Origin of the sequence: Flavobacterium sp. C4GT6 (assembly GCF_036347315.1) — a bacterium.
GTDB lineage: Bacteria > Bacteroidota > Bacteroidia > Flavobacteriales > Flavobacteriaceae > Flavobacterium.
Window position 1 is genome coordinate 367,242 of the sequence record NZ_JAZGZU010000003.1, and the last position, 20,347, is coordinate 387,588.

Genomic DNA, 20,347 nt, shown 5'->3' on the forward strand with positions numbered 1-20,347 from the left:
TTACCTGCGGCTGCAAAATTTGCCCACATCTTTATTAAGGCCAAATACCACAAGTATATCGCCTTCTTCTATAACCGTATTCTTGTCTACAAATCCTTCCGACTGCTGTACGAAGTTTGTAGTACCTAAAATGGTTTTTCTTACTTTTCTCCTTAATATGGTAATAACTCTAAGCGTAAACTTTTCCTGAAAGTTTAATTCTTCCAGTGTTTTCCCGGCAAATTCTGGTCCGGCTTTAAGTTCTGATATCGAATAGTTCTTATCAATATTAAAGTTATCTACTATCCCCTTAAGGTTAATTTTCTTGGCGAGCCTGTCGGCAAAATCCTGCTCAGGGTGAATAATATTCTCAATACCCATTGCATTAAGTACCGTATCGTGAATAGGAGATAATGAACGTCCAATTATTTTTGCATTGGTAAGCTTTTTAACTACCGCTGTGGCAATAATGGCTGCTCCCTCGTTCTCACCAATGGCAATAACAGCAATATCGGCATCCTTTATAGGGAGTGCCTTATAGGCCTGCTCGTTAGTAGCATCCATACATATGGCATGCGAAATTTTATCCTTAACGATATTTACCTTATCCATCTTATTATCAATCCCAATAACCTCATTTCCGGTCTCTGTCAGGTTTACCGCCAGTGACATCCCGAAATTTCCCAATCCAAAGATGATAATCTTCATATTCTTTTATTTTAGTTAATTAAAATGTTCTCTTCCGGGTAGTTATAGTTTTGCGTATGCAGTCGTTTCATCATACCTATTAAAAGGTTGAGTAAACCTATCCTACCAAAGAACATTACACATATTAAAACATATTTACTGCCTACACTAAGCCCTGCCGTTATACCCAGGCTAAGCCCAACGGTACTGAAGGCCGAGAACGTTTCGAATGCTATTTGTATAAGGGTAAAATCTTTCTCAAAAAACAGTATCATTAAAATACCCAAACCTATTACCATTAACGATATACATATAATGGCAAAAGCACGTTTAACCGACTGGTTGTTTATTTTTCGGCCTCTTAATTCGATGTGTTCCTTACCTTTTGCAATAGCCACTATATTTAGTGTAGCCAGTGCAAAGGTACTGGTTTTTATACCACCTCCGGTAGATCCCGGTGAGGCACCAATCCACATTAAAAAGATAACAAAAAGGATGGCTGGCATGGAAAGATCGGCAAAGTCAAAAGTATTAAATCCGGCAGTTCTGGCTGTAACCGAGGTAAATGCCGCCGAAGTAACCTTACCATAAAATGATTCGTTTTGGAACAGGTGCCCTTTCTCTGCAAAAAAGAAAAACAGCGTACCTCCTGTTAACAGTATGGCTGTGGTAATTACCACTATTTTGGAGTTTAATGTAATAACCCTTACTGTGGTATACATTCTCCTGTTTGCTACCATACTCATTACAAATCGCTTTATGTAGCGCAAAAAGTTGAATACTATATTATAACCCAATCCGCCCAATATAACAAGGTGCATTATAATCCACTGGAACTGGTATGCCTCCTGCAGTGCTGTATCGTTCAGTCCGCTGGAAAGTGTAGAGAACCCTGCATTACAAAAAGCCGAAATGGAATGGAACAACGAGAAGAAAAACTTGTTCTTTATCTCGGCAACATCATTAATACTATAGTAAATAAAAAAGGCTCCTACTATCTCTATACTCAGGGTAAATACTACCACACGCATAGCCAGGCGCATTACATCATGAAGCCCTTCGCTCTCCACAAAACTACTCACATTCATCCCTTCCCTAAACGAGGAACTTTGCTTAAAGAAGTAAGCAAAAAAAGAGGTAAAGGTAAGCATCCCTATACCGCCCACCTGGATAAGAACCAGTATTACCGTTTTACCCATAAAGGTAAAATCTTTAGCCGTGTCAAGTACTACGAGTCCGGTAACACACACCGCACTAATTGAGGTAAAAAAGGCATCGGTAAAGGTTATGCCGTTTGTTGTGGCATTAGGCAGCATCAATAAAAAAGCCCCTATAAGCCCCACAATAGCAAAACTTCCCACAAACAAAATAGTAGGGTTATAGTAAATGTCGTATAACTTACGTATAAGATTAGTAAGTCTTAAAAAGAAGTAAAGTATAAGGCCCGTATCGAGTATAAAGTTTACATCGTTAAGCCGCCCATACTCGTCACCCGTTATAAAAGCTATTGTGGCCAGTATAAAGGTAACTACAAGCACGAGCATATTGGCCTTAAACATTTTACGCCTTCCGGGTTTGTAGGCATGCTTAATCCTTAGCATATTAAAACCTATAAGGAGCAGTACCAAAAAGGTTAAATAAAGTGTTTTATGATTAAGCCAGTCTGTTATGATATTCTCATAGCCAAAATCAAAAATCAGGAAGACTATTAAAAGGATGTCAATAAAACCGTATATTTTTGATAATGTATATGACAGGTTTCTAGCCATTGCCTATTTTTTAAGTTTTTCGCGTATCTCCGCCATTAATTCCGTTCCGCCATTCGCAAGCACTTCTTCAGCACAGTCATTACCAAAGTTACTAAAGTCTCCCGAGACTGCCATAGCTTTCTCAACGTGTATTTTCTGCTTCCCGTCTATAGAGAGCAGTACACCTTCAAAGCGAATCTCGTTATCTTCAATTGTAGCCAGTGCACCTATAGGAGCTGTACAACCCCCTTCAAGTTTCTTTAAAAACTGACGTTCTATATGCGTAGCCACTTCGGTTTTATTATCGTTTAGTTTTGCAACTGCTTCCCTTGTGTAGGTATCTTCCTCCATCGCTACAACAAGCATAGCGCCCTGTGCAGGGGCAGGTATCATCCAGTCCAAAACCAGGTGGTTTTCAGGAAGCAGGTTTATACGCTCCAGTCCGGCACTTGCAAATACAGCACCATTCCAGTCGTTTTCATTAAGTTTTCTAAGTCTTGTATTTACGTTACCACGCAGGTCGGTTACCTTGTGGTTAGGGTGCCTGTTAAGCCATTGTGCCTGCCTGCGAAGGCTACCCGTAGCAATAGTACCCGCATCGTGTAAAAAATCAAGGTTCCCTTTGTGTACCAGTATATCACGTACATTAGCACGCTCTAATACCGCAGCCTGTACTATACCTTTCGGCAGGGCTGTAGGTACATCTTTCATGGAGTGTACGGCAATATCCACCTGCCCTTTTATCATAGCGACATCAAGGGTTTTAGTAAATATACCTGTTATCCCAAACTCGTAAAGGGGAATATCTAAAACAACGTCGCCGTCTGATTTTACTGCTATAATCTCGGTAGCATATCCTAAATCATTCAGCTTCTTTTCTACAGTATGAGCCTGCCAAAGGGCAAGCTCACTATCTCTTGTGCCTATTCTGATGGCTTTGTTCATTTCGAAGTATTTTCAATCTTAAAGACTTTCTCTATCCACTCGATGCTCTCATCTACCATGGTATCGTTGTCTTTTAAGTGATTGGCAAAATGTGTTGTAATTTTATGAATTAATCGTTTGCTGATTATCTCAGCCTGTTCCTCATCAAAATTACTTATTTTTTTGCGTTGAAAGCTAAGTTCGGTCTCTTTTATTGAGTTAAGCTTTTCTTTAAGGGCATGAATGGTAGGGGCAAACTTCCTGGCATTCATCCAACTGATGAATTCATCCTTAATTTCCTCAATGATTAATTCGGCTGCAGGAATGTGTCTTTTCCTTTTCTCCAGCGTATCATCGGTAATTTTAGAAAGGTCATCAAGGTGCACAACAGTGACATTGTCCAGCTCCCTTACATTATCATGAACATTTTTAGGGATGGATAAATCAAGTATTAAAAGTGGTTTATTTAATACCAGTATATCTTTATCTATGGTTGGCACAGGTGCTCCTGTAGCCACAACAAGTACATCGGCCTTTGGCACTTCCAGCGGAAGCACATCATAGTCCTTCACCACAAGGTTAAACTTACCGGCAACCTTTTCTGCCTTTTCCTTAGTCCTGTTAATTAAAACGATGTGTTCGTTTTTGGTATGCTTAACAAGATTCTCGCAGGTATTGCGGCCGATTTTTCCGGTACCGAAAAGCAGTATGTTCTTATTGGAAACATCCTGCACATTATTCATAATGTACTGAACCGATGCAAAAGAAACCGAAGTGGCTCCCGAGCTAAGTTCCGTTTCATTCTTTATTTTCTTACTTGCCTGTATAACACTGTTTACCAGCCTTTCCATAAAGGCATTGGCAAGTCCTTTTGATTTAGATTCCACAAAACCGCTTTTAAGCTGGCTTATAATTTCAAAGTCACCCAGTATCTGGCTGTCCAGCCCGGTACCTACCCTAAAAATATGATTAATGGCTTCTTTGCCTTTAAAAACAAAAGCCACCTGTTGGAATTCCTCTACAGAACCCTGACTGTTATCACAAAGTAATTTGATTAACTGGAACGGGTGTTGTGCAAACCCGTATATCTCTGTCCTGTTACAGGTAGATATTACAACAAGGCTGCTTACCCCTTCATTTTTAGCCTGCTCAAGCACATCTGTCTTTGCTTCATTGCCCAAGCTAAACTTACCCCTAATCTCGGCATCTGCCTTTTTGTAGCTCAATCCTATTGCATAAAAGTATAGGTGCCTCGATAAGTTATTATTCTCCATAGTACTCACTTTCCTAAAAGTATCACAAAATTATCATTAAGGCTTATTAAAAAATAACGCTCAAAGTTCTTTTTGTATCGCTGTGGGATATTTTAACCCAAAATGTATTTTTAATGCTTAAATACCCTAAATTTGCAATGAAATCAATGTTTTGCGAAAATATAGTTTAGAACAATTCTAAATAAAAGGATTTTATATTTTAAAAAATCCCGCTAAAAAAATATCGCTATGGGTTCTCACGAGGAAATTAAAATTGAGGATGATTTTTTTGTACTGCGTTTCCAAAACGACAGTGACGAAACCTCTCATTTTGAAAGGGATGTAAACACCGATTTAATTCAGTTTCACTTTGGATTAAAAGGCAGGGCCAAATTTATATTCAACCAGGGGCGTTATGCCTTAGACCTAAGGGAAGAGGTATCGCTTTTTCTGTACAATCCGCAAAAAGAACTGCCGGTACACCTTGAAATTGCACCACATTCATGGGTAATTTCGGTACTTATTTCTATAAAAAAGTTTCACAGTTTTTTCTCGGAAGAAGCCGATTATATTCCGTTCCTGAGTTCAGAGAATATTGACAAGAAATACTATAAGGACGATAAGATTAACCCGTCTATGGCTATTGCGCTAAACCAACTGTTTAACTTTAACCTGCACCAGTCCATAAGGAAACTGTACTTTAAGGGAAAGGTATACGAGCTGCTTAGCCTGTATTTTAATCGTAATGAAGATGCCAATACAGAGCAGTGTCCGTTTTTGGTAGACGAGGACAACGTAATAAAAATAAGGAAAGCTAAAGATATTGTTATTGCCAACATGGCCGAACCACCGGGACTGCAGGAACTGGCAGACCAGGTAGGCATTAACCTGAAAAAGCTTAAAATGGGCTTTAAGCAAATTTATGGCGACAGTGTGTACAGCTTTTTGTTTGACTATAAAATGGAGTACGCCCGCAAGCTGCTGGATAGCGGCACTTATAATGTAAACGAAGTAGGTTTGCGAATAGGTTACAGTACTGCCAGCCATTTTATCGCTGCTTTTAAAAAGAAGTTTGGCACTACCCCTAAAAAATACCTGATGTCTATAAACCCTAATACCTAATGTGGACACCAATAACTTTAGCCGAATTAAACAGCCTCATTAAACCGGAAGAATTTGATTTATCCGTTAAACAGTTATGGGAACTCATAAAAACAGAACCCGAAAAGTGGCAGGAATCAAAATATGGTAATGAAAGGGGTGGTTTTTGGGTTGTGGCTATTTTTGGAAAAAAAGTTATCTGGTATAATGATATTGAAGAAGGATTTAATATATCATCATACACTGTCTATGGTGAAATAGATTATTATTATTGTAACCAGGATGAGCTTAAGCACGTTTTAATAAACTTGCACAACAATAACAAGTCATTTAACAGAAGTGAACCTGAAGGACTTTAAAAATTAAGTATTCGCTAAAAATAAAATTGCAACCAACACAAACCAATGAAAGATATAAATTATATAAAAGGCGATGCCACTAACCCTCAGGATGAAGGCAACCGCATTATAGTACATATTTGTAACGATATAGGCGGATGGGGCAAAGGTTTTGTTATGGCTGTTTCCAAAAGATGGCCCGAACCGGAAAAACAATACAGGGAATGGCACAAATCTGGTGAGAATTTTAATTTGGGTGAAGCCCAGTTTGTTCAGGCTAACGAAAACACATGGGTAGCCAACATAATCGGTCAACATAAAATAAATAAAGACGAAAGCGGTAATCCACCCATACGTTATGAAGCTGTTTTAAGCGGACTGGAAAAAACCGCAGCTTTTGCTAAGCAAATAAATGCTTCTGTACACATGCCAAGAATAGGTTGCGGTCTTGCCGGAGGAACCTGGGATAAAATTGAGCCGTTAATCATTTCGACACTATCAGAAAAAGATATTGCTGTTACAGTTTACGATTTTTAAAACCGCAACATTCAACATTCGTTAAAAATAAGATTTTTGATATTCCGAGCATGGTTTTTGATGACCTTTGCCGGACAAACACTAAAAACAACAACAGTAAGATAAACATGAAAGGTGTATTGTTAGTTAACCTTGGATCTCCGGACAGTCCGGAACCAAAAGACGTAAAGCCATATCTGGACGAGTTCCTTATGGACAAGTATGTTATAGATGTTCCTTTTTTACTAAGAGCTCTTTTAGTTAGGGGTATCATTTTAAGGAAAAGGCCGGAAGACTCGGCAGAAGCCTACAAAAAAATATGGTGGGACGAAGGGTCTCCGCTTATCGTACTTTCTGAAAGGATGCACAAAAAAGTGGTACAAAAAACCGAACTCCCTGTAGCACTGGCTATGCGTTACGGTAAACCATCTATAGAAACCGGATTACAGCAACTGGCAGACCAGGGTGTGACCGAAGTATTGCTTTTCCCGCTTTATCCGCAATATGCCATGGCTTCTACCCTTACTATTTTAGTGTTGGCAGAAGAAATTCGCAAAAAGAAATTCCCGCAAATGACATTTACCGATGTCCCTGCATTTTACAATAAGCCCGACTATATTAAAGTACTGGCAAACTCTATTAAAGGCTCACTGGAAGGTTTTGATTATGACCACCTGCTGTTCTCGTACCACGGTATACCGGAACGCCACATAAGGAAAACCGATGTAACCAAATCACATTGTAAAATAAACGATACCTGTTGTACAACACCATCGGCAGCACATAAATTCTGTTACCGTCACCAGTGTTATGAAACAACCAGACTGGTTGTGGAGCAACTGGGCATCCCTGAAGATAAATATTCGCTTACTTTCCAGTCAAGGCTGGCGGGCGACAAATGGCTTGAACCTTATACCGACATCGAAATAAACAACATGCCGGCAAAAGGAATTAAAAACCTTGCCGTAGTTACCCCTGCTTTTGTGGCAGACTGCCTTGAGACGCTGGAAGAAATTGCCATGCGTGCCAACGAAGACTTTAAAGAGCACGGAGGCGAAAACTTCCATGCTATTCCTTGCCTTAATGATAATAATGAATGGGTTGATGTGGTGGCAAACTGGATAAACGAGTGGGCTAACGCAGAAAAACCTGTGGTATAAATGTCAATAACCTCTACGGATTTAGCTAATAAGGACATTAAGCAACTGCTTTTCAGGCAGTCGGTCCCTGCTTCCATAGGCATCCTGTTCATGACAGTTAATGTCCTTATTGACACTATATTTGTAGGCCGTTGGATAGGTGCGCTGGCCATAGCAGCCCTATCGGTTGTTATGCCCATTACCTTTTTCATATCCTCCATGGGTATGGCCATCGGTATAGGTGGTAGTTCTGTACTCTCCCGCGCATTGGGTAAGGGCAACCGCGAAAAAGCCCTTAATACCTTTGCCCATCAAATCATGATGACCTTTGGGATTGCATCGTTATTTGTAATTATAGGGTTCTTTTTTAGTGAAGAGGTACTTTTTGCCTTTGGTGCTAACGGAGATATAATGGTTCCGGCTAAAGAATTCTTTTTACCCATACTTTTTGCCGTGCCTTTTCAGGCATTTTGTATGACGGGTAACAACGTTATACGTGCCGAAGACAAATCCCGCCATGCTATGGTGGCTATGATCATTTCGGCAGTTTCAAATATCATACTGGATATTATATTCATAAAGATATTAAACCTTGGTGTATTTGGCGCTGCTCTGGCAACCTCACTCTCCTTTTTCCTTTGCTTTTTGTACATCCTTTGGTTCTTTATTTATAAAAGCGAACTGAAATTGGAACTAAAGCATTTTGTTTTCCACAAGGAACTGGCGCGCGAAATACTATCGTTGAGCTTTGTAACTTTTGCAAGACAGGGAGTAATAAGTATACTGGCAATTATTCTTAACCATACCTTATATGCCGAAGGTGGCGAGCATGCCGTTGCCGTATATGGTATTATAAGCCGTATGCTTATGTTTGCCCTTTTCCCGGTACTGGGAATTACGCAGGGTTTTATGCCTATTGCCGGATATAACTATGGCGCTGAAAACTACAGCAGAGTTAGGGAAACCATTTTTACTTCTATAAAATATGCTGCGCTTTTTGCCGTAATCGTTTTTATAGCGGTGCTCACTTTTGCCAAACCTATAGTATCGGTATTCACTACCGATGCCGTTGTAATAGCCGATACCCCGGGTGCTTTGCGATGGGTATTTGCAGCATCACCTATTATTGCTGTTCAGCTTATAGGAGCAGCTTATTTTCAGGCAGCCGGTAAGGCAACAAAAGCCCTATTACTAACGCTTTCCAAGCAGGGCTTTTTCTTAATCCCGCTGGTGCTTATTTTACCACAGTTTTTTGGTATTTTTGGTGTGTGGGTTTCATTCCCCATTGCAGACGTGCTCTCTACCATAGTAACAGGGCTGTTTTTAAGGCAGGAAATGACACACCATCTTAAAAAACAATAATGGAATATAACTACATAAAATCATTGCACCTCATTTTTGTAATAACCTGGTTTGCGGGGCTTTTTTACATAGTGAGGCTATTTGTATACCACCTGGAGGCTAATAACAAGCCTTCGCCTGAAAAAGAAATACTTATCAAACAATACAAAATTATGGCTTACAGGCTGTGGTATATTATCACTTGGCCATCGGCAGTACTGGCAAGTATTTTTGCCTACTGGATGCTGTTTTTTACCGCTACGGGTAACGCATGGCTGTCTCAACCCTGGATGCATGTAAAGCTGGGATTTGTATTCCTGTTATACCTGTATCATTTAAAATGCCACTCTATTTTCAAACAACTGCAGTGTGATGAAATAAAACATACCTCAAACTTTATGCGTATTTGGAACGAAGGGGCTACCATAATTTTATTTGCCGTTGTTTTTTTAGTAATTTTAAAAAACGCCGTAAACTGGATTTATGGCGTGGTAGGTATTTTACTATTCTCCATACTAATAATGCTTGGTTTTAAGTTTTATAAAAGGATTAGGGAGAAAAACAACTCGTAATGCGTTAAATGAAGCAGCAGTTTAAGATAAGAAAATGGTCGCTAAGGGTAAGGATATTCCTTTCCATGATATTGGTGACTCTTATAGCCTCGCTACTTATTGCTGCGGTTTCCATTTACCAGTTTGGAAAAGAGGCAAAAGAATACCATGAAGACAGGCTGGAACGAAAGGAAAATGCCATAAAGGAGCATATCAATTACATTCTTTCTACCACTACCTACCCGCTCTCTACCGAAAACCTTCCGCTTATTTTCAGGGAAAGGATTCATGAACTGGCCAATATCCACGGGCTGGAAGTAAACATTTATGATCTTAACGGGCGTTTATTAAAATCGTCAAAAGCCGGATTCTCGGTAGATACCGTAGACAATACTACCATACCCAAAAACATTTTGAGAGTACTGCGCAGTACTGCCGAAAAACGCTATGTAGACCTTAAGAATATTGACGGGCAAAAATTCCGTTCCTCCTACAGTTACCTTAACGATACCAAATTCAAACCACTGGGAATACTTAACCTTCCCTACATAAAGGACGAAGGGTATTATGAAAAGGAACAGCGCAATTTCTTTATGCGTTTTGGGCAAGTATATTCCTTTATGCTCCTTATTTCGATAATTGTAGCCTATTTCCTTTCCAGCTTTATTACCAAATCACTTAAAGCGATTAGTGAAAGGATAGCGGAAACCCGACTGAGCCAAACAAACGAAAGAATACACATGGACGATTCTCCCCAGGAAATCAACCAGCTTGTAAAGTCATACAATGCACTGGTAGACGACTTGGAAGACAGTGCTACAAAACTGGCACAAAGCGAAAGGGAACAGGCATGGAGAGAAATGGCAAAACAGGTAGCACACGAAATTAAGAATCCGCTTACCCCTATGCGTCTTACGGTACAGAGCTTTCAGCGCAGGTTTGATCCAAATGACCCCGATATTAAGAAAAAACTGGATGAGTTTTCGAAAACACTAATCCAACAGATAGACACGATGAGTTCGGTGGCATCAGCTTTCTCGAGCTTTGCATCAATGCCGGCACAACAAAATGAAACGGTTAATATCGTTAAGATTGTCCAGCTGGCACTTGAAATATTTAATGAAGGTTTTATCTCCTTTATCGCCGAGGAACCGGATATTACTACCCGTATGGACCGTACCCAGTTAATACGTATTATTACCAATTTGGTTAAAAATGCGATACAGGCCATACCGGAAGATCAGCACAACCCTATTGTACAGGTACGTGTTTACCGTGAAGGCAATTTTGTAAAAATAACGGTTAAAGACAATGGTAAGGGAATAAGCGTAGAGAATAAAAATCGTATTTTTGAACCTAAATTCACGACCAAATCAAGCGGTATGGGACTTGGGCTTGGGATTATTAAGAACATCGTGGAGAATTACCACGGAACCATCTCCTTTGAAAGTGAACTTGGCAAAGGCACTAAATTCCTCGTTTCCCTACCAATTACCGATATTGATTTACCTAGTAAAGAAACAGACAATAACTAAAATAAACTCAAATGAACTACGAAAATATTTTAGCGGAAAAAGAAAACGGGCTTGCTGTAATTACCATTAACAGACCCACAAAGCTAAACGCACTAAACAAAGCTACCATACAGGAGCTTCACGAGGCTTTTAAAGCCCTTGATGCTGATAAAGAAGTAAAAGCTATTATTGTAACCGGAAGCGGTGAAAAGGCTTTTGTTGCCGGAGCCGATATTTCGGAATTTGCCGATTTTGATGTAGCTCAGGGTGGCGAACTGGCAGCTAAAGGTCAGGAGCTGTTATTCGATTTTGTAGAAAACCTTTCTACTCCGGTTATTGCCGCAGTAAACGGTTTTGCCCTTGGTGGCGGACTGGAGCTTGCCATGGCAGCACACTTCAGAGTAGCGTCAGAAAATGCTAAAATGGGATTGCCGGAAGTATCTCTTGGTGTTATACCGGGTTATGGCGGTACACAACGTTTACCTCAGCTTGTAGGTAAAGGCCGTGCTATGGAACTAATTATGACTGCAGGAATGATAGGTGCCGAAGATGCGAAGGCTTACGGACTGGTAAACCACGTAGTGCCACAGGCAGAGCTTGTAGATTTTTGTAAAGGTATTGCCTCAAAAATCATGAAAAACTCACCTGTTGCAATATCTGCAGCTATTAAGGCTATCAATGCTAGCTTTACAGACGGTGTTAACGGATATGAAGCAGAAATCAAAGCGTTTGGTGAAGCGTTTGGTACTGCCGATTTTAAAGAAGGAACTACCGCTTTCCTTGAAAAGAGAAAAGCAGATTTCCCGGGAAAATAATACAACTATTCAATTAAGATAAAAATCCAGACAATTGTCTGGATTTTTTGCTTTCTTATTTAAAAAAGTAAAGATATATTTGTACTTTAACATTTTTTTTATGAGAAACATATTACTAATTATTTCGTTTATCCTGAGTATTTTTCACACCGCTGCTCAGGAAGCAGACATTCCCTGTAAAGTGAAGAAAAGCGATGTATTTAAAGATGAGTACAAACATTCAAAAATTCTGTTAGTAGAAGAAGATTCAAACGGTGGCGTATTTATTGTACGTGCATATCAGGGTAGTCTCTTATCCGGAGCAACACGTGGATTTTATTTTGAGCATTATGATGCCAATCTGCAACTCATTAAAGAATATGAATATGAGCTTAAACTAGGTGTACTAATAGGTATTGTTGTGAATAATGACATCGTTCACATGATTGATTATGGCTATGATAAAAAGAAAAAACAATATGTATGCTCTGCTAATTCAGCCAATATTAAAGACTTCAAGTTTACACAAAAAGAACTTTTCTCACTGGAATGGGATGAAGTTAAAACTCCGGGGCTATTTAATTTCGGAAGTATTGATAATGATTACATAGCCAACTTTATAACAAATAACGACAAAACAGCTTTTGCTGTAACTGTTGATGTTGACGATAAAAACAATAATGAAAAACACCTAATACATATATTTGACAACAATCTTAACCCTACACTTAAACACGAATTTAAGAGAGAGGTAAAAGACAGGAAATATAAATACGAAAACATAGATATATCTGAAGACGGAAAGGTAGTTTATGTTTTAGGCAGGGTAAAAGATAAAAAAGAAGGAAAAAAAGGCGGAAGCAAAAAATACCATTATGAGCTTACCCGTATTACCCCAAGCGATGCTAAAATACAAACTTTTGACACCGATGAGCATTACGCACAATCTCTTAAAACGGTTTATAAAAGCGATAAAATTTCCTGTGTAGGTTTTTATTCTGACAGAAACGATAACCGTTTTAAAGGCCTTTGTTACTTTGATATGGACCCTGTAACCCTTGATAAAAAAACCACTAAATTCAATGAGTTTACAGAGCAGTTCCTGATAGATAAATATGGAAAGAAAAAAGAGAAAGAACTTAAGAACATCTCTTATAGGGATGTATTTTTAACTCCTGATAATGACATTGTATTTAATGCTGAAGAGTATTATATAACTACCCATCAAAGAGCAAGTCAAAACGGCATGAGCACAGGCGTATATTATATTTATCATTATGATGATATTGTTACAGCAAAAATTTCACATGAGGGAGAATTACTTTGGGCAAGAAATATTAACAAGCGTCAACAAACAAGTGGTAACGAATCTTACATTTCATACACCTCAATGATTGTAGATAATGATACCTATTTCTTTATCAATACCGGAGAAAAGGTGAAAAAACTTCGTAATGACAGGATACAGTTTGGACAAAAATCAGCCAAAAAATCAAACCTTAATGTAATTAAAATTAATCATAACGGTGAATTTGAGTTTAAGGAAATACTTGATGACAAGGATAATGAAGTTCCGTTTATGGTAGCATATGGAGCCACTACTAAAAAAGGTAACAACATTTACTTTTTAGGTAGAAAAGGCAGAAAAAAACAGCTGGTTAAATTTTCCTTATAAAATAAAAAGCCCCTCACTGAGGGGCTTTTTATTTTATTATTTTTGCCTCACCAACAAACCAATTTATTATCACTAATGAAAAAAATCTTATTAGGGCTTTCCCTCTTGCTATCCCTATGCTTAAACGCACAGAATATTAACTGTGCTATTGAAACAATAGACATTAACAACTCTAAAAATTTCTCATACTATGCCCGTGAGGTAATTGAAAAACCCAATGGAGAAAAATTGTTTATTTGCGATGGTTATAGAAAAATTGTGTTCTATACTGTTGATGAAGATAACAACTTAATAAAGCAAGAAAAATATACAATAGGAGAAGATAATGAATTAATTTCTCTTTACACTTTTAAAAACAAGATCTACATTTTATATATACATTACGATAAAAAAACATCAAGTATTTATGCTTCATCTTCAGATATAGATACACTTAATTTTACATCAAAAAAAATATTTACCGGCAAAGTAGGTCATTTTCAGGAATTAAAAGATATTGACATAGATTATACTACTCCCGTAAGATCATCAATGGTAGGCAATGCCCTTGTGGTTAGTAATGATCATTCTGCTTTTGCATTTTGTTTACCACCTGGTGATACTAAAAATGATGATACAAAGAGTAAATTGATAATTTACAGCAGCGAAACTCTTGATCCGATTTTGGAACACACTTTTAATGATGAGGATGATAAAAAGTTTATTTATCATTATAAAGCCTTTACTCTTAAAGATGATATGAAAACGGCAATTCTTTTAGCCAAAATTACAATAAGACCAAACAATCCGTTTAGCACAAAAACAGATGGGTATGACAACCGTTACTCGCATTATGAAATAGAACGGTTAACCTCTTCAGGATTTGAAAAAAAGATTCTCACAACCGGGTCTTCCTCTCCAAGAACACTAACAATGATTGAGGAAAATGACAATATAAAACTATTTGGATTTTACTCCCAGACAAATAAATTTCGTTTAAAAGGAGTATGTTTCTTTAATATTGACAGCAATTCATTTTCTGTAAAATCAAGTAATTTCTCGCCTATATCTTCTCAGCTTAACATTGATATTAACGATAAACATATATATTGGCCAGATTTAATAAAAGGAGTTCATACTGCTGATAACGGAGATAACCTTATTACTTTTGAAATCAGATCTAAAGTTCAAAGCAATATGACAGGTGGACAAAACCGACTTATTAAACCCTATTTTTATACGTCTTATGGTAATATCTATGCAGCAAGAATTGATTCTGAAGGGAATTTAATTTGGCTTAGAGGAATACAAAAATCCCAATCCGGACATAGGGGTAGTGCTCATCTTTCTTTTTCTACTTTATTTAAGGATAATGAATTGTATGTATTTCTTAATACTGAAGAAATTAAAGTAGCTAAAAACGGAAGAATTAAAATATCAACAGACAAGGCAGAAGATGCCGATTTTACTGTTTTAAAATTTGATGCAAAAGGCAATTACACCTATAAAACTCTTTTAGACCATAACGAAGTTAAAAGCTATATTCATCCGTTTGTAGGAGCAACACCTAACAGTGAGAATAGTATTTACTTTTATGCTTCCAAAAGAAAACAACACCCTTCAGGAAGGGTAGATACCTATCAGGAAATTTATAAAATCAAACCATAAATAATAAAAAAGCCCCTCAGTGAGGGACTTTTTTATTCCTGTTGTTCCATAACATATTCCCTTATGGGTTTATCATCAACAATAACATCCTTTAAATAGGTTTGGCCATCTTTTATGGCTACTAATGCATATGCAGGTTTAGGGTTCTTGGCAGCACTGTATTTCCTGTAGGCAACTTCTGCCTGAGGGGCTTTACTTTCTTCCATATAAAAGCGGTCAAAAGGAAAACTAAGATGCAATCCGTTTGTGCTAAAATAATAGGTCTCTGCTTTAAAGTAATCTCCTTCTTCCGGTTCCTCTCTCAAAACTTCCTTTACCCGGGCATACCCTTCACTGTCTTTTTCAATACTAACATATAGATCCTGTCTCATATCCATAAGAGAATCGGTAGTTTTAAAACTCTCTGCTTCAAAACGCAGAGTGATATACTTACCCCTAAAAGGGTCACTAGGATCTATTGGTTGGGTTTTAAATTTATAAACTGTACCCTCATCATTTATCTTCTCTGTATCATATATCATTTTTAGCGGAACAAATGCCTGAACTATCGCCACAACCACAAATACTATAAACATGTTTTTAGTTTTCATCTTCCGGTGTATTTAAAACATTAGCTCTTTTCTTTTTAACAAGCATGGAATTGGCCACAAAAAAGCCAACACCCACACAAACAAACAGTACACCTCTCAATGCAAAAGTCATATTGGTATCAAAAAAACGACATATAATAAGCGCCGCAATAATTGTTAACCCGAAATTAAGCTTCCTGAAATCAACCTTATCAATACCCTGCTTTACGGTTATTACCCCAAGTGCTAAAACCATTACATTATCCAGTATTGCCGCCAGTACACTGTTTGCCATACCTATAAGGTACACAGCCGGAAACAGTACCGTTACTGCCTGAAAGGTATTTTTATAGAACTGTTTACCTCCGTTTATTATCGCCATATATACCATACCCCCAAACAATATTGCCCAAAGTATAATATAGTAACTTTCTACAACCTGTTGGGTTTCCATTTCTTCCCATACCCATTTAAAGGAAGAGAATAGCAATATAAAGGCAATACCAACCGACCCCAGTCCTAAATAATCATTGCGGCTTTCCAGTTTTGGTAAAAGTCCGGTATTATATATAAAGCCCAGTAGTGCCATGTAAACAAGGAAACCAAACTCACCTACCCCGGCAAGAAAAGCTCCAAGGGTTATTATAAGGCTTAACGGAAAAAGCAGATTAAACAGCGAGGTAATCCTGCCAAAAGGATGTTCCTTTAACCTCCTTAAATAAAAAGGAATAAAAGCACCTAAAAGTAACAGGTAAGGCCACGGCCTTTCGGTTTCAAAATAACCCGCTACAACCGCATAATAGGTAATAAAGCCCAAATGCAGAAATGCTACCATATTGGACCTCAACAAATACATTAAAGGCATACACAGCAAAGTCCAGCTTAAAAGATAACCCTCAAGGTCTCCGGGTATATTGTAAATTTGAGCAACAAGAGCTATTGATGAACCTACCGTAAAAAACAACAGTATAGCTGCTATATCCTTAAAGAGCTGACTCTTATTTTTAAATATAGCATATCCGGCAGCAACCTGACATAACAGTAAAGGTGCAATTGCCAATATGGTTTTTACTGTTTTTGAGAAATTATCCCAGTTATGGGCAAATATCAAAATAATGCCCAGCCCCACAAGTATAGCGCCTATACTACCAAAAATCATTAGGGTATTACTCCCCTGATCTTCTTTTTTTGCGGCATAATACCGCTCTATGTCTTTTGCCGTTTGTTCACTGATAATATTATGACTTATCAGTTCGGGCAAATCTTTAATTATCGAACTCATAGGTGATTGGTTTTAAATTAAAAATAAGATTTTTATTCTTTATGAACATCCCTAAGCTTCAGCATATCAAATAACCGCTGTTCCTTCTCGTTGTCAAATCCTGATTTACATTAAAGAAAATAGTTGCCAGTAGAATAAGATCCCTGATAGGATAGTTAATACAAATGAAACTGTTTTAAGAAACCCTATCCTTATGGAGTTAGCAAAAACAAGTACAGAAACAGCCAACATACCACAATTAATAAGCGTTAGGGTATAATCTCCCCTTAAACTTAATGGAAAGTATGACAGATAGGCTTGTTTTGTTTCCTCAAAACCTTCATATTGTGCACAAGCTTTAAACCATAAAACCATATCGGCAATGGTGGTAAAAAGACATACCAACCCTAGGCTATATAAAATTATTTTTACTCTATTTTTCATAGTAAGATAATTGATGGTTAAAAAAAGCCCCGCAGTAGCTTCGGTAAGGTAAAGGTACCGCAGGGCAATCCGCTAAGCGTTTGGATTCTCCTTTTCAAATGTCTTTAAGTCGCGGGTATTTTTTTGTACGGCTATTGCAGCAAAGAGGCTAAGGGCAAACGACATTCCGTAAAAGCCTTTTTCGCTGAGTTCAAGGTCGGCGTTCCATAGTCCTATTATTAATAGTATTACCGATGCAAATGTGGTAAACCAGCTTATGCCATAATACATATCGGTTACCGGGATGCCTTCCAGCCTGTCCCTTACACTTTTTTGTACCGATACTACCGAGAAGAGCCCGAAAAGCAATATGGTAAAATAATATCCCTTTTCATTAAGCAGCATTGCCCCAGCGTTAAAAAGTCCTATACAGTAAGAAGCCATTCCTATAATAAGGGCACACCATGAAGCACCCACAAAGGCATTACTTGGTTTAGTTGCCCCTTGTGCAGTTGTTGTTTTCCTGAATTTGTTTTCCTGTGTGAAGGTATCATTCCCTTCGTTTGTTTTTAGCGGATCCATAATTTTTGGTTTTTGATTATGAAGCAAATCTCACATAAAACAACAGGGTACAAAACCTAAAAAACAACAAAAAATGATGATATATTATTTATATTTACATCACTAACCGTTTAAGTAATTTTAATATGAATGCATTAGGGGAAATTATATCTATAATGTCAACAGATGATAAATCAGCATTTATAAAACATCTGAACAACAAAAACAAACGAAAAGACACTCTTAACACCGACTTGTTTAAATTACTTGAAACTGATGATATAAATATTAAAAAAAAGCTTTACGGCACTTCAAAAAACACTGATGCCTACCATGCGCTACGCAAAAGGGTATACGACAGCCTTATTAGTTTCATGGCTAACCGAAGCTTTGAAAGTAATACCGATGATGAGCACGAAATAACGCGGCTGCTTATGGTTAGCCGTGTGTTTTTTGAGCATAAACTTTACAAAGAAGCCTTTAAGTGCCTTACTAAAGCCGAAAGTAAAGCCTTCGCTACCGAGCATTTTTCCCTGCTTAACGAAATCTACCAAACCCAAATACAGTTTGCCCATTTTGACCCTACGTTTGATCTTGATAAGGCAATTTCCAGTTTTGCCGCAAATAATAAAAAGCTGCGAAATGAGGAACAGCTTAATCTTGCCTATGCGGTTATGCGCCGGGAATTGGGCGAGATTTACCATAAAGGGAAAATTACCGATATACAGCAGTTAATAACCGGCACCATGAAATCGTTTGGAATATCGTTAAGGGAAGTACTTACTTTCAAATCACTTTACCAAATGCTTTTTATTGCAAACGAGTATGCCTCTATAAACAGCAACTACAGCCTTATAGAGCCTTTTTTGGAAAGAAGCTACCGATTTATAATTACCCGTCAGGAACTGGCTCAAAAACATCTGTATTACCATATTTACATATTGTATTTTATGGCCAATATTCATTTTAGGAACAGGAGGTTTACGTTGTGTTCACAATACCTGGAGATAATGGCTGCCGAAATGCAAAAGCAAAATAAAAAGTACTACAGCCGTTTTATTGCCCGATACTATTTGCTGCATCTGCTTAACGAAAATTACTACGGCAATGGCGAAACCACACTTGTAATAATGACAAAGGCATTGGCAGAAACAAAAAAAGCCGACCCTACCGACAGAAACGATCTTATATTTTTTGCCGTGATATTTTGGTTACAGCATAATAATGCCCGCGAAGCCCGAAGGTACATGCGCGAGTTTATCCATTCTGACAGCTGGTATGAAAAAAGAATGGGAATGGACTGGGCCATAAAACGCAGCCTGGTAGAAATTGTAATGCATATCGAACTGGAAGATACCGAACTTGCCCTCTCCCGACTGAAAGGTTTTAAAAGACGCTACAATAAATACCTAAGGGAGGTAAACGAAGAAAGGGTGCTGGTATATACTGCCTTAGTGGAAAAATATATACTGGACAAAGCTACAGCACAAAATGATACATTTAAAAAACAGTTGGATTTATTAACACAACATGCTGTTAACGAAAGTGGTGATGTGTTTGTACTAAGCTTTATAGGGTGGTTACTGGCAACCGTACACAAAAAACAGGTTTACCCTACCATTCTTAACCTGATAAATAATCACTTTTCCCCGTTCCATTCGGCATAGAACTGGGAAAGAAAATCTTCCATATACCTATGGCGTTCTTCGGCAAGTTGCTTACCTGTTTGGGTATTAATCTTGTCTTTAAGCAGTAATAGTTTTTCATAAAAATGATTAACCGTTGGCGCAGTACTAGCCTTATATTCCTCTTTGGACATATTTAGGTTAGGCTGTATGGAAGGGTCATATAACGCCCTGTTTTTAAAGCCTCCGTAATTAAAGGTGCGGGCAATGCCTATAGCACCAAGCGCATCCAGCCTGTCGGCATCCTGAACAATATCCAACTCAACCGATGAGAATTTCTTATCAAAATTCCCTCCCTTAAACGATATATTCTCTATAATCCCCACTACCTGATCGATTATAGTTTCACTTATATTTTCCTGCTGTAAAAACCTCCTTGCCGTTTCCGGGCCCACAGTCTCATCGCCATCATTAAATTTACTGTCGGCTATATCATGCAACAAGGCTCCTAGCTGTACTACAGTAAAGTTACACTCTTCTCCTTTTGCAATAAGCAGGGCATTATTATACACCCTTTCTATATGAAACCAGTCGTGACCGCCCTCAGCACCCTGTAATTGCTGTTTTACAAATGCTTTTGTTTTTTCTATAAGGCTATTCATATACAGGAAACTATATAAGATTAAAAAAGCTGCCCGAAA

At 38.0% G+C, this 20,347-nt stretch carries 20 protein-coding genes; 11 read left to right on the forward strand and 9 right to left on the reverse strand.

From position 1 onward, the window contains the following. From V3Z67_RS06085 to hemA, 4 genes are read right to left on the reverse strand one after another with little or no spacing between them, the layout of a single operon-like run. Nucleotides 1-687 (reverse strand): potassium channel family protein, encoded by a 687-nt coding sequence (locus V3Z67_RS06085; protein WP_157484574.1) that lies wholly within the window; start codon nucleotides 685-687, stop codon nucleotides 1-3. A gap of 11 nt (nucleotides 688-698) precedes the next feature. Continuing rightward, nucleotides 699-2,435 carry a TrkH family potassium uptake protein gene (locus V3Z67_RS06090; protein WP_330442461.1) on the reverse strand — a complete coding sequence of 579 codons (1,737 nt, stop codon included), beginning with the start codon at nucleotides 2,433-2,435 and terminating at the stop codon, nucleotides 699-701. A gap of 3 nt (nucleotides 2,436-2,438) precedes the next feature. Next, nucleotides 2,439-3,359, reverse strand: coding sequence for a hydroxymethylbilane synthase (gene hemC, locus V3Z67_RS06095; RefSeq protein ID WP_330442462.1), 921 nt, complete (start codon nucleotides 3,357-3,359; stop codon nucleotides 2,439-2,441). After that, entirely contained in the window at nucleotides 3,356-4,612 is a 1,257-nt protein-coding gene (hemA, locus tag V3Z67_RS06100) for a glutamyl-tRNA reductase (protein WP_330442463.1), read from the reverse strand. The genes hemC and hemA overlap by 4 nt, the downstream gene beginning before the upstream one ends. Before the next feature lie 228 nt (nucleotides 4,613-4,840). Here hemA and V3Z67_RS06105 point away from each other — a divergent pair, with 228 nt between their 5' ends. The 10 genes from V3Z67_RS06105 to V3Z67_RS06150 all read left to right on the forward strand — a co-directional run bounded on the left by V3Z67_RS06105 (nucleotide 4,841) and on the right by V3Z67_RS06150 (nucleotide 15,207). Next, a complete protein-coding gene (locus V3Z67_RS06105; protein WP_330442464.1) occupies nucleotides 4,841-5,713 on the forward strand; it encodes a helix-turn-helix transcriptional regulator in 873 nt (290 codons plus the stop codon). Beyond that, nucleotides 5,713-6,051, forward strand: a complete 339-nt coding sequence (locus V3Z67_RS06110; protein WP_330442465.1) for a hypothetical protein — start codon at nucleotides 5,713-5,715, stop codon at nucleotides 6,049-6,051. Before V3Z67_RS06105 ends, V3Z67_RS06110 begins: the two co-directional genes overlap by 1 nt. Nucleotides 6,052-6,096: 45 nt before the next feature. Then, entirely contained in the window at nucleotides 6,097-6,567 is a 471-nt protein-coding gene (locus V3Z67_RS06115) for an Appr-1-p processing protein (protein ID WP_330442466.1), read from the forward strand. A gap of 107 nt (nucleotides 6,568-6,674) precedes the next feature. Continuing rightward, on the forward strand, nucleotides 6,675-7,706 hold the full coding sequence (gene hemH / locus V3Z67_RS06120) for a ferrochelatase (RefSeq protein WP_157484570.1): 1,032 nt from the start codon (nucleotides 6,675-6,677) through the stop codon (nucleotides 7,704-7,706). Further along, nucleotides 7,707-9,047 carry an MATE family efflux transporter gene (locus tag V3Z67_RS06125; protein ID WP_330442467.1) on the forward strand — a complete coding sequence of 447 codons (1,341 nt, stop codon included), beginning with the start codon at nucleotides 7,707-7,709 and terminating at the stop codon, nucleotides 9,045-9,047. Next, nucleotides 9,047-9,598 (forward strand): CopD family protein, encoded by a 552-nt coding sequence (locus V3Z67_RS06130; protein ID WP_330442468.1) that lies wholly within the window; start codon nucleotides 9,047-9,049, stop codon nucleotides 9,596-9,598. The genes V3Z67_RS06125 and V3Z67_RS06130 overlap by 1 nt, the downstream gene beginning before the upstream one ends. A gap of 8 nt (nucleotides 9,599-9,606) precedes the next feature. After that, nucleotides 9,607-11,112, forward strand: a complete 1,506-nt coding sequence (locus V3Z67_RS06135; protein WP_330442469.1) for an ATP-binding protein — start codon at nucleotides 9,607-9,609, stop codon at nucleotides 11,110-11,112. An 11-nt stretch (nucleotides 11,113-11,123) separates the two neighbouring features. Beyond that, nucleotides 11,124-11,906 carry an enoyl-CoA hydratase/isomerase family protein gene (locus V3Z67_RS06140; protein ID WP_330442470.1) on the forward strand — a complete coding sequence of 261 codons (783 nt, stop codon included), beginning with the start codon at nucleotides 11,124-11,126 and terminating at the stop codon, nucleotides 11,904-11,906. A gap of 100 nt (nucleotides 11,907-12,006) precedes the next feature. Continuing rightward, complete coding sequence (locus V3Z67_RS06145) at nucleotides 12,007-13,560, forward strand: hypothetical protein (protein ID WP_330442471.1); 1,554 nt, start codon at nucleotides 12,007-12,009, stop codon at nucleotides 13,558-13,560. Nucleotides 13,561-13,635: 75 nt separating this feature from the next. Beyond that, a complete protein-coding gene (locus V3Z67_RS06150) occupies nucleotides 13,636-15,207 on the forward strand; it encodes a hypothetical protein (protein WP_330442472.1) in 1,572 nt (523 codons plus the stop codon). Between the two features lie 32 nt (nucleotides 15,208-15,239). Here the strand turns inward: V3Z67_RS06150 and V3Z67_RS06155 are convergent, their stop codons facing one another. The 4 genes from V3Z67_RS06155 to yiaA form a co-directional block, all read right to left on the reverse strand. Further along, nucleotides 15,240-15,797, reverse strand: coding sequence for a GDYXXLXY domain-containing protein (locus tag V3Z67_RS06155; RefSeq protein ID WP_330442473.1), 558 nt, complete (start codon nucleotides 15,795-15,797; stop codon nucleotides 15,240-15,242). Beyond that, nucleotides 15,787-17,058, reverse strand: coding sequence for a DUF2157 domain-containing protein (locus tag V3Z67_RS06160; RefSeq protein ID WP_330442474.1), 1,272 nt, complete (start codon nucleotides 17,056-17,058; stop codon nucleotides 15,787-15,789). The genes V3Z67_RS06155 and V3Z67_RS06160 overlap by 11 nt, the downstream gene beginning before the upstream one ends. Nucleotides 17,059-17,163: 105 nt before the next feature. Further along, a complete protein-coding gene (locus V3Z67_RS06165; RefSeq protein WP_330442475.1) occupies nucleotides 17,164-17,481 on the reverse strand; it encodes a hypothetical protein in 318 nt (105 codons plus the stop codon). A gap of 72 nt (nucleotides 17,482-17,553) precedes the next feature. Next, a complete protein-coding gene (yiaA, locus tag V3Z67_RS06170) occupies nucleotides 17,554-18,042 on the reverse strand; it encodes an inner membrane protein YiaA (protein WP_157484562.1) in 489 nt (162 codons plus the stop codon). Nucleotides 18,043-18,167: 125 nt separating this feature from the next. Between yiaA and V3Z67_RS06175 the strand changes: the two genes are divergently transcribed. Further along, nucleotides 18,168-19,688, forward strand: a complete 1,521-nt coding sequence (locus V3Z67_RS06175) for a hypothetical protein (RefSeq protein ID WP_330442476.1) — start codon at nucleotides 18,168-18,170, stop codon at nucleotides 19,686-19,688. On the opposite strand, the gene V3Z67_RS06180 is transcribed toward V3Z67_RS06175, so the two are convergent. Beyond that, nucleotides 19,661-20,308 (reverse strand): HD domain-containing protein, encoded by a 648-nt coding sequence (locus V3Z67_RS06180; protein WP_330442477.1) that lies wholly within the window; start codon nucleotides 20,306-20,308, stop codon nucleotides 19,661-19,663. The two genes, V3Z67_RS06175 and V3Z67_RS06180, sit on opposite strands and share 28 nt — an antisense overlap. Nucleotides 20,309-20,347 lie beyond the last annotated feature (39 nt).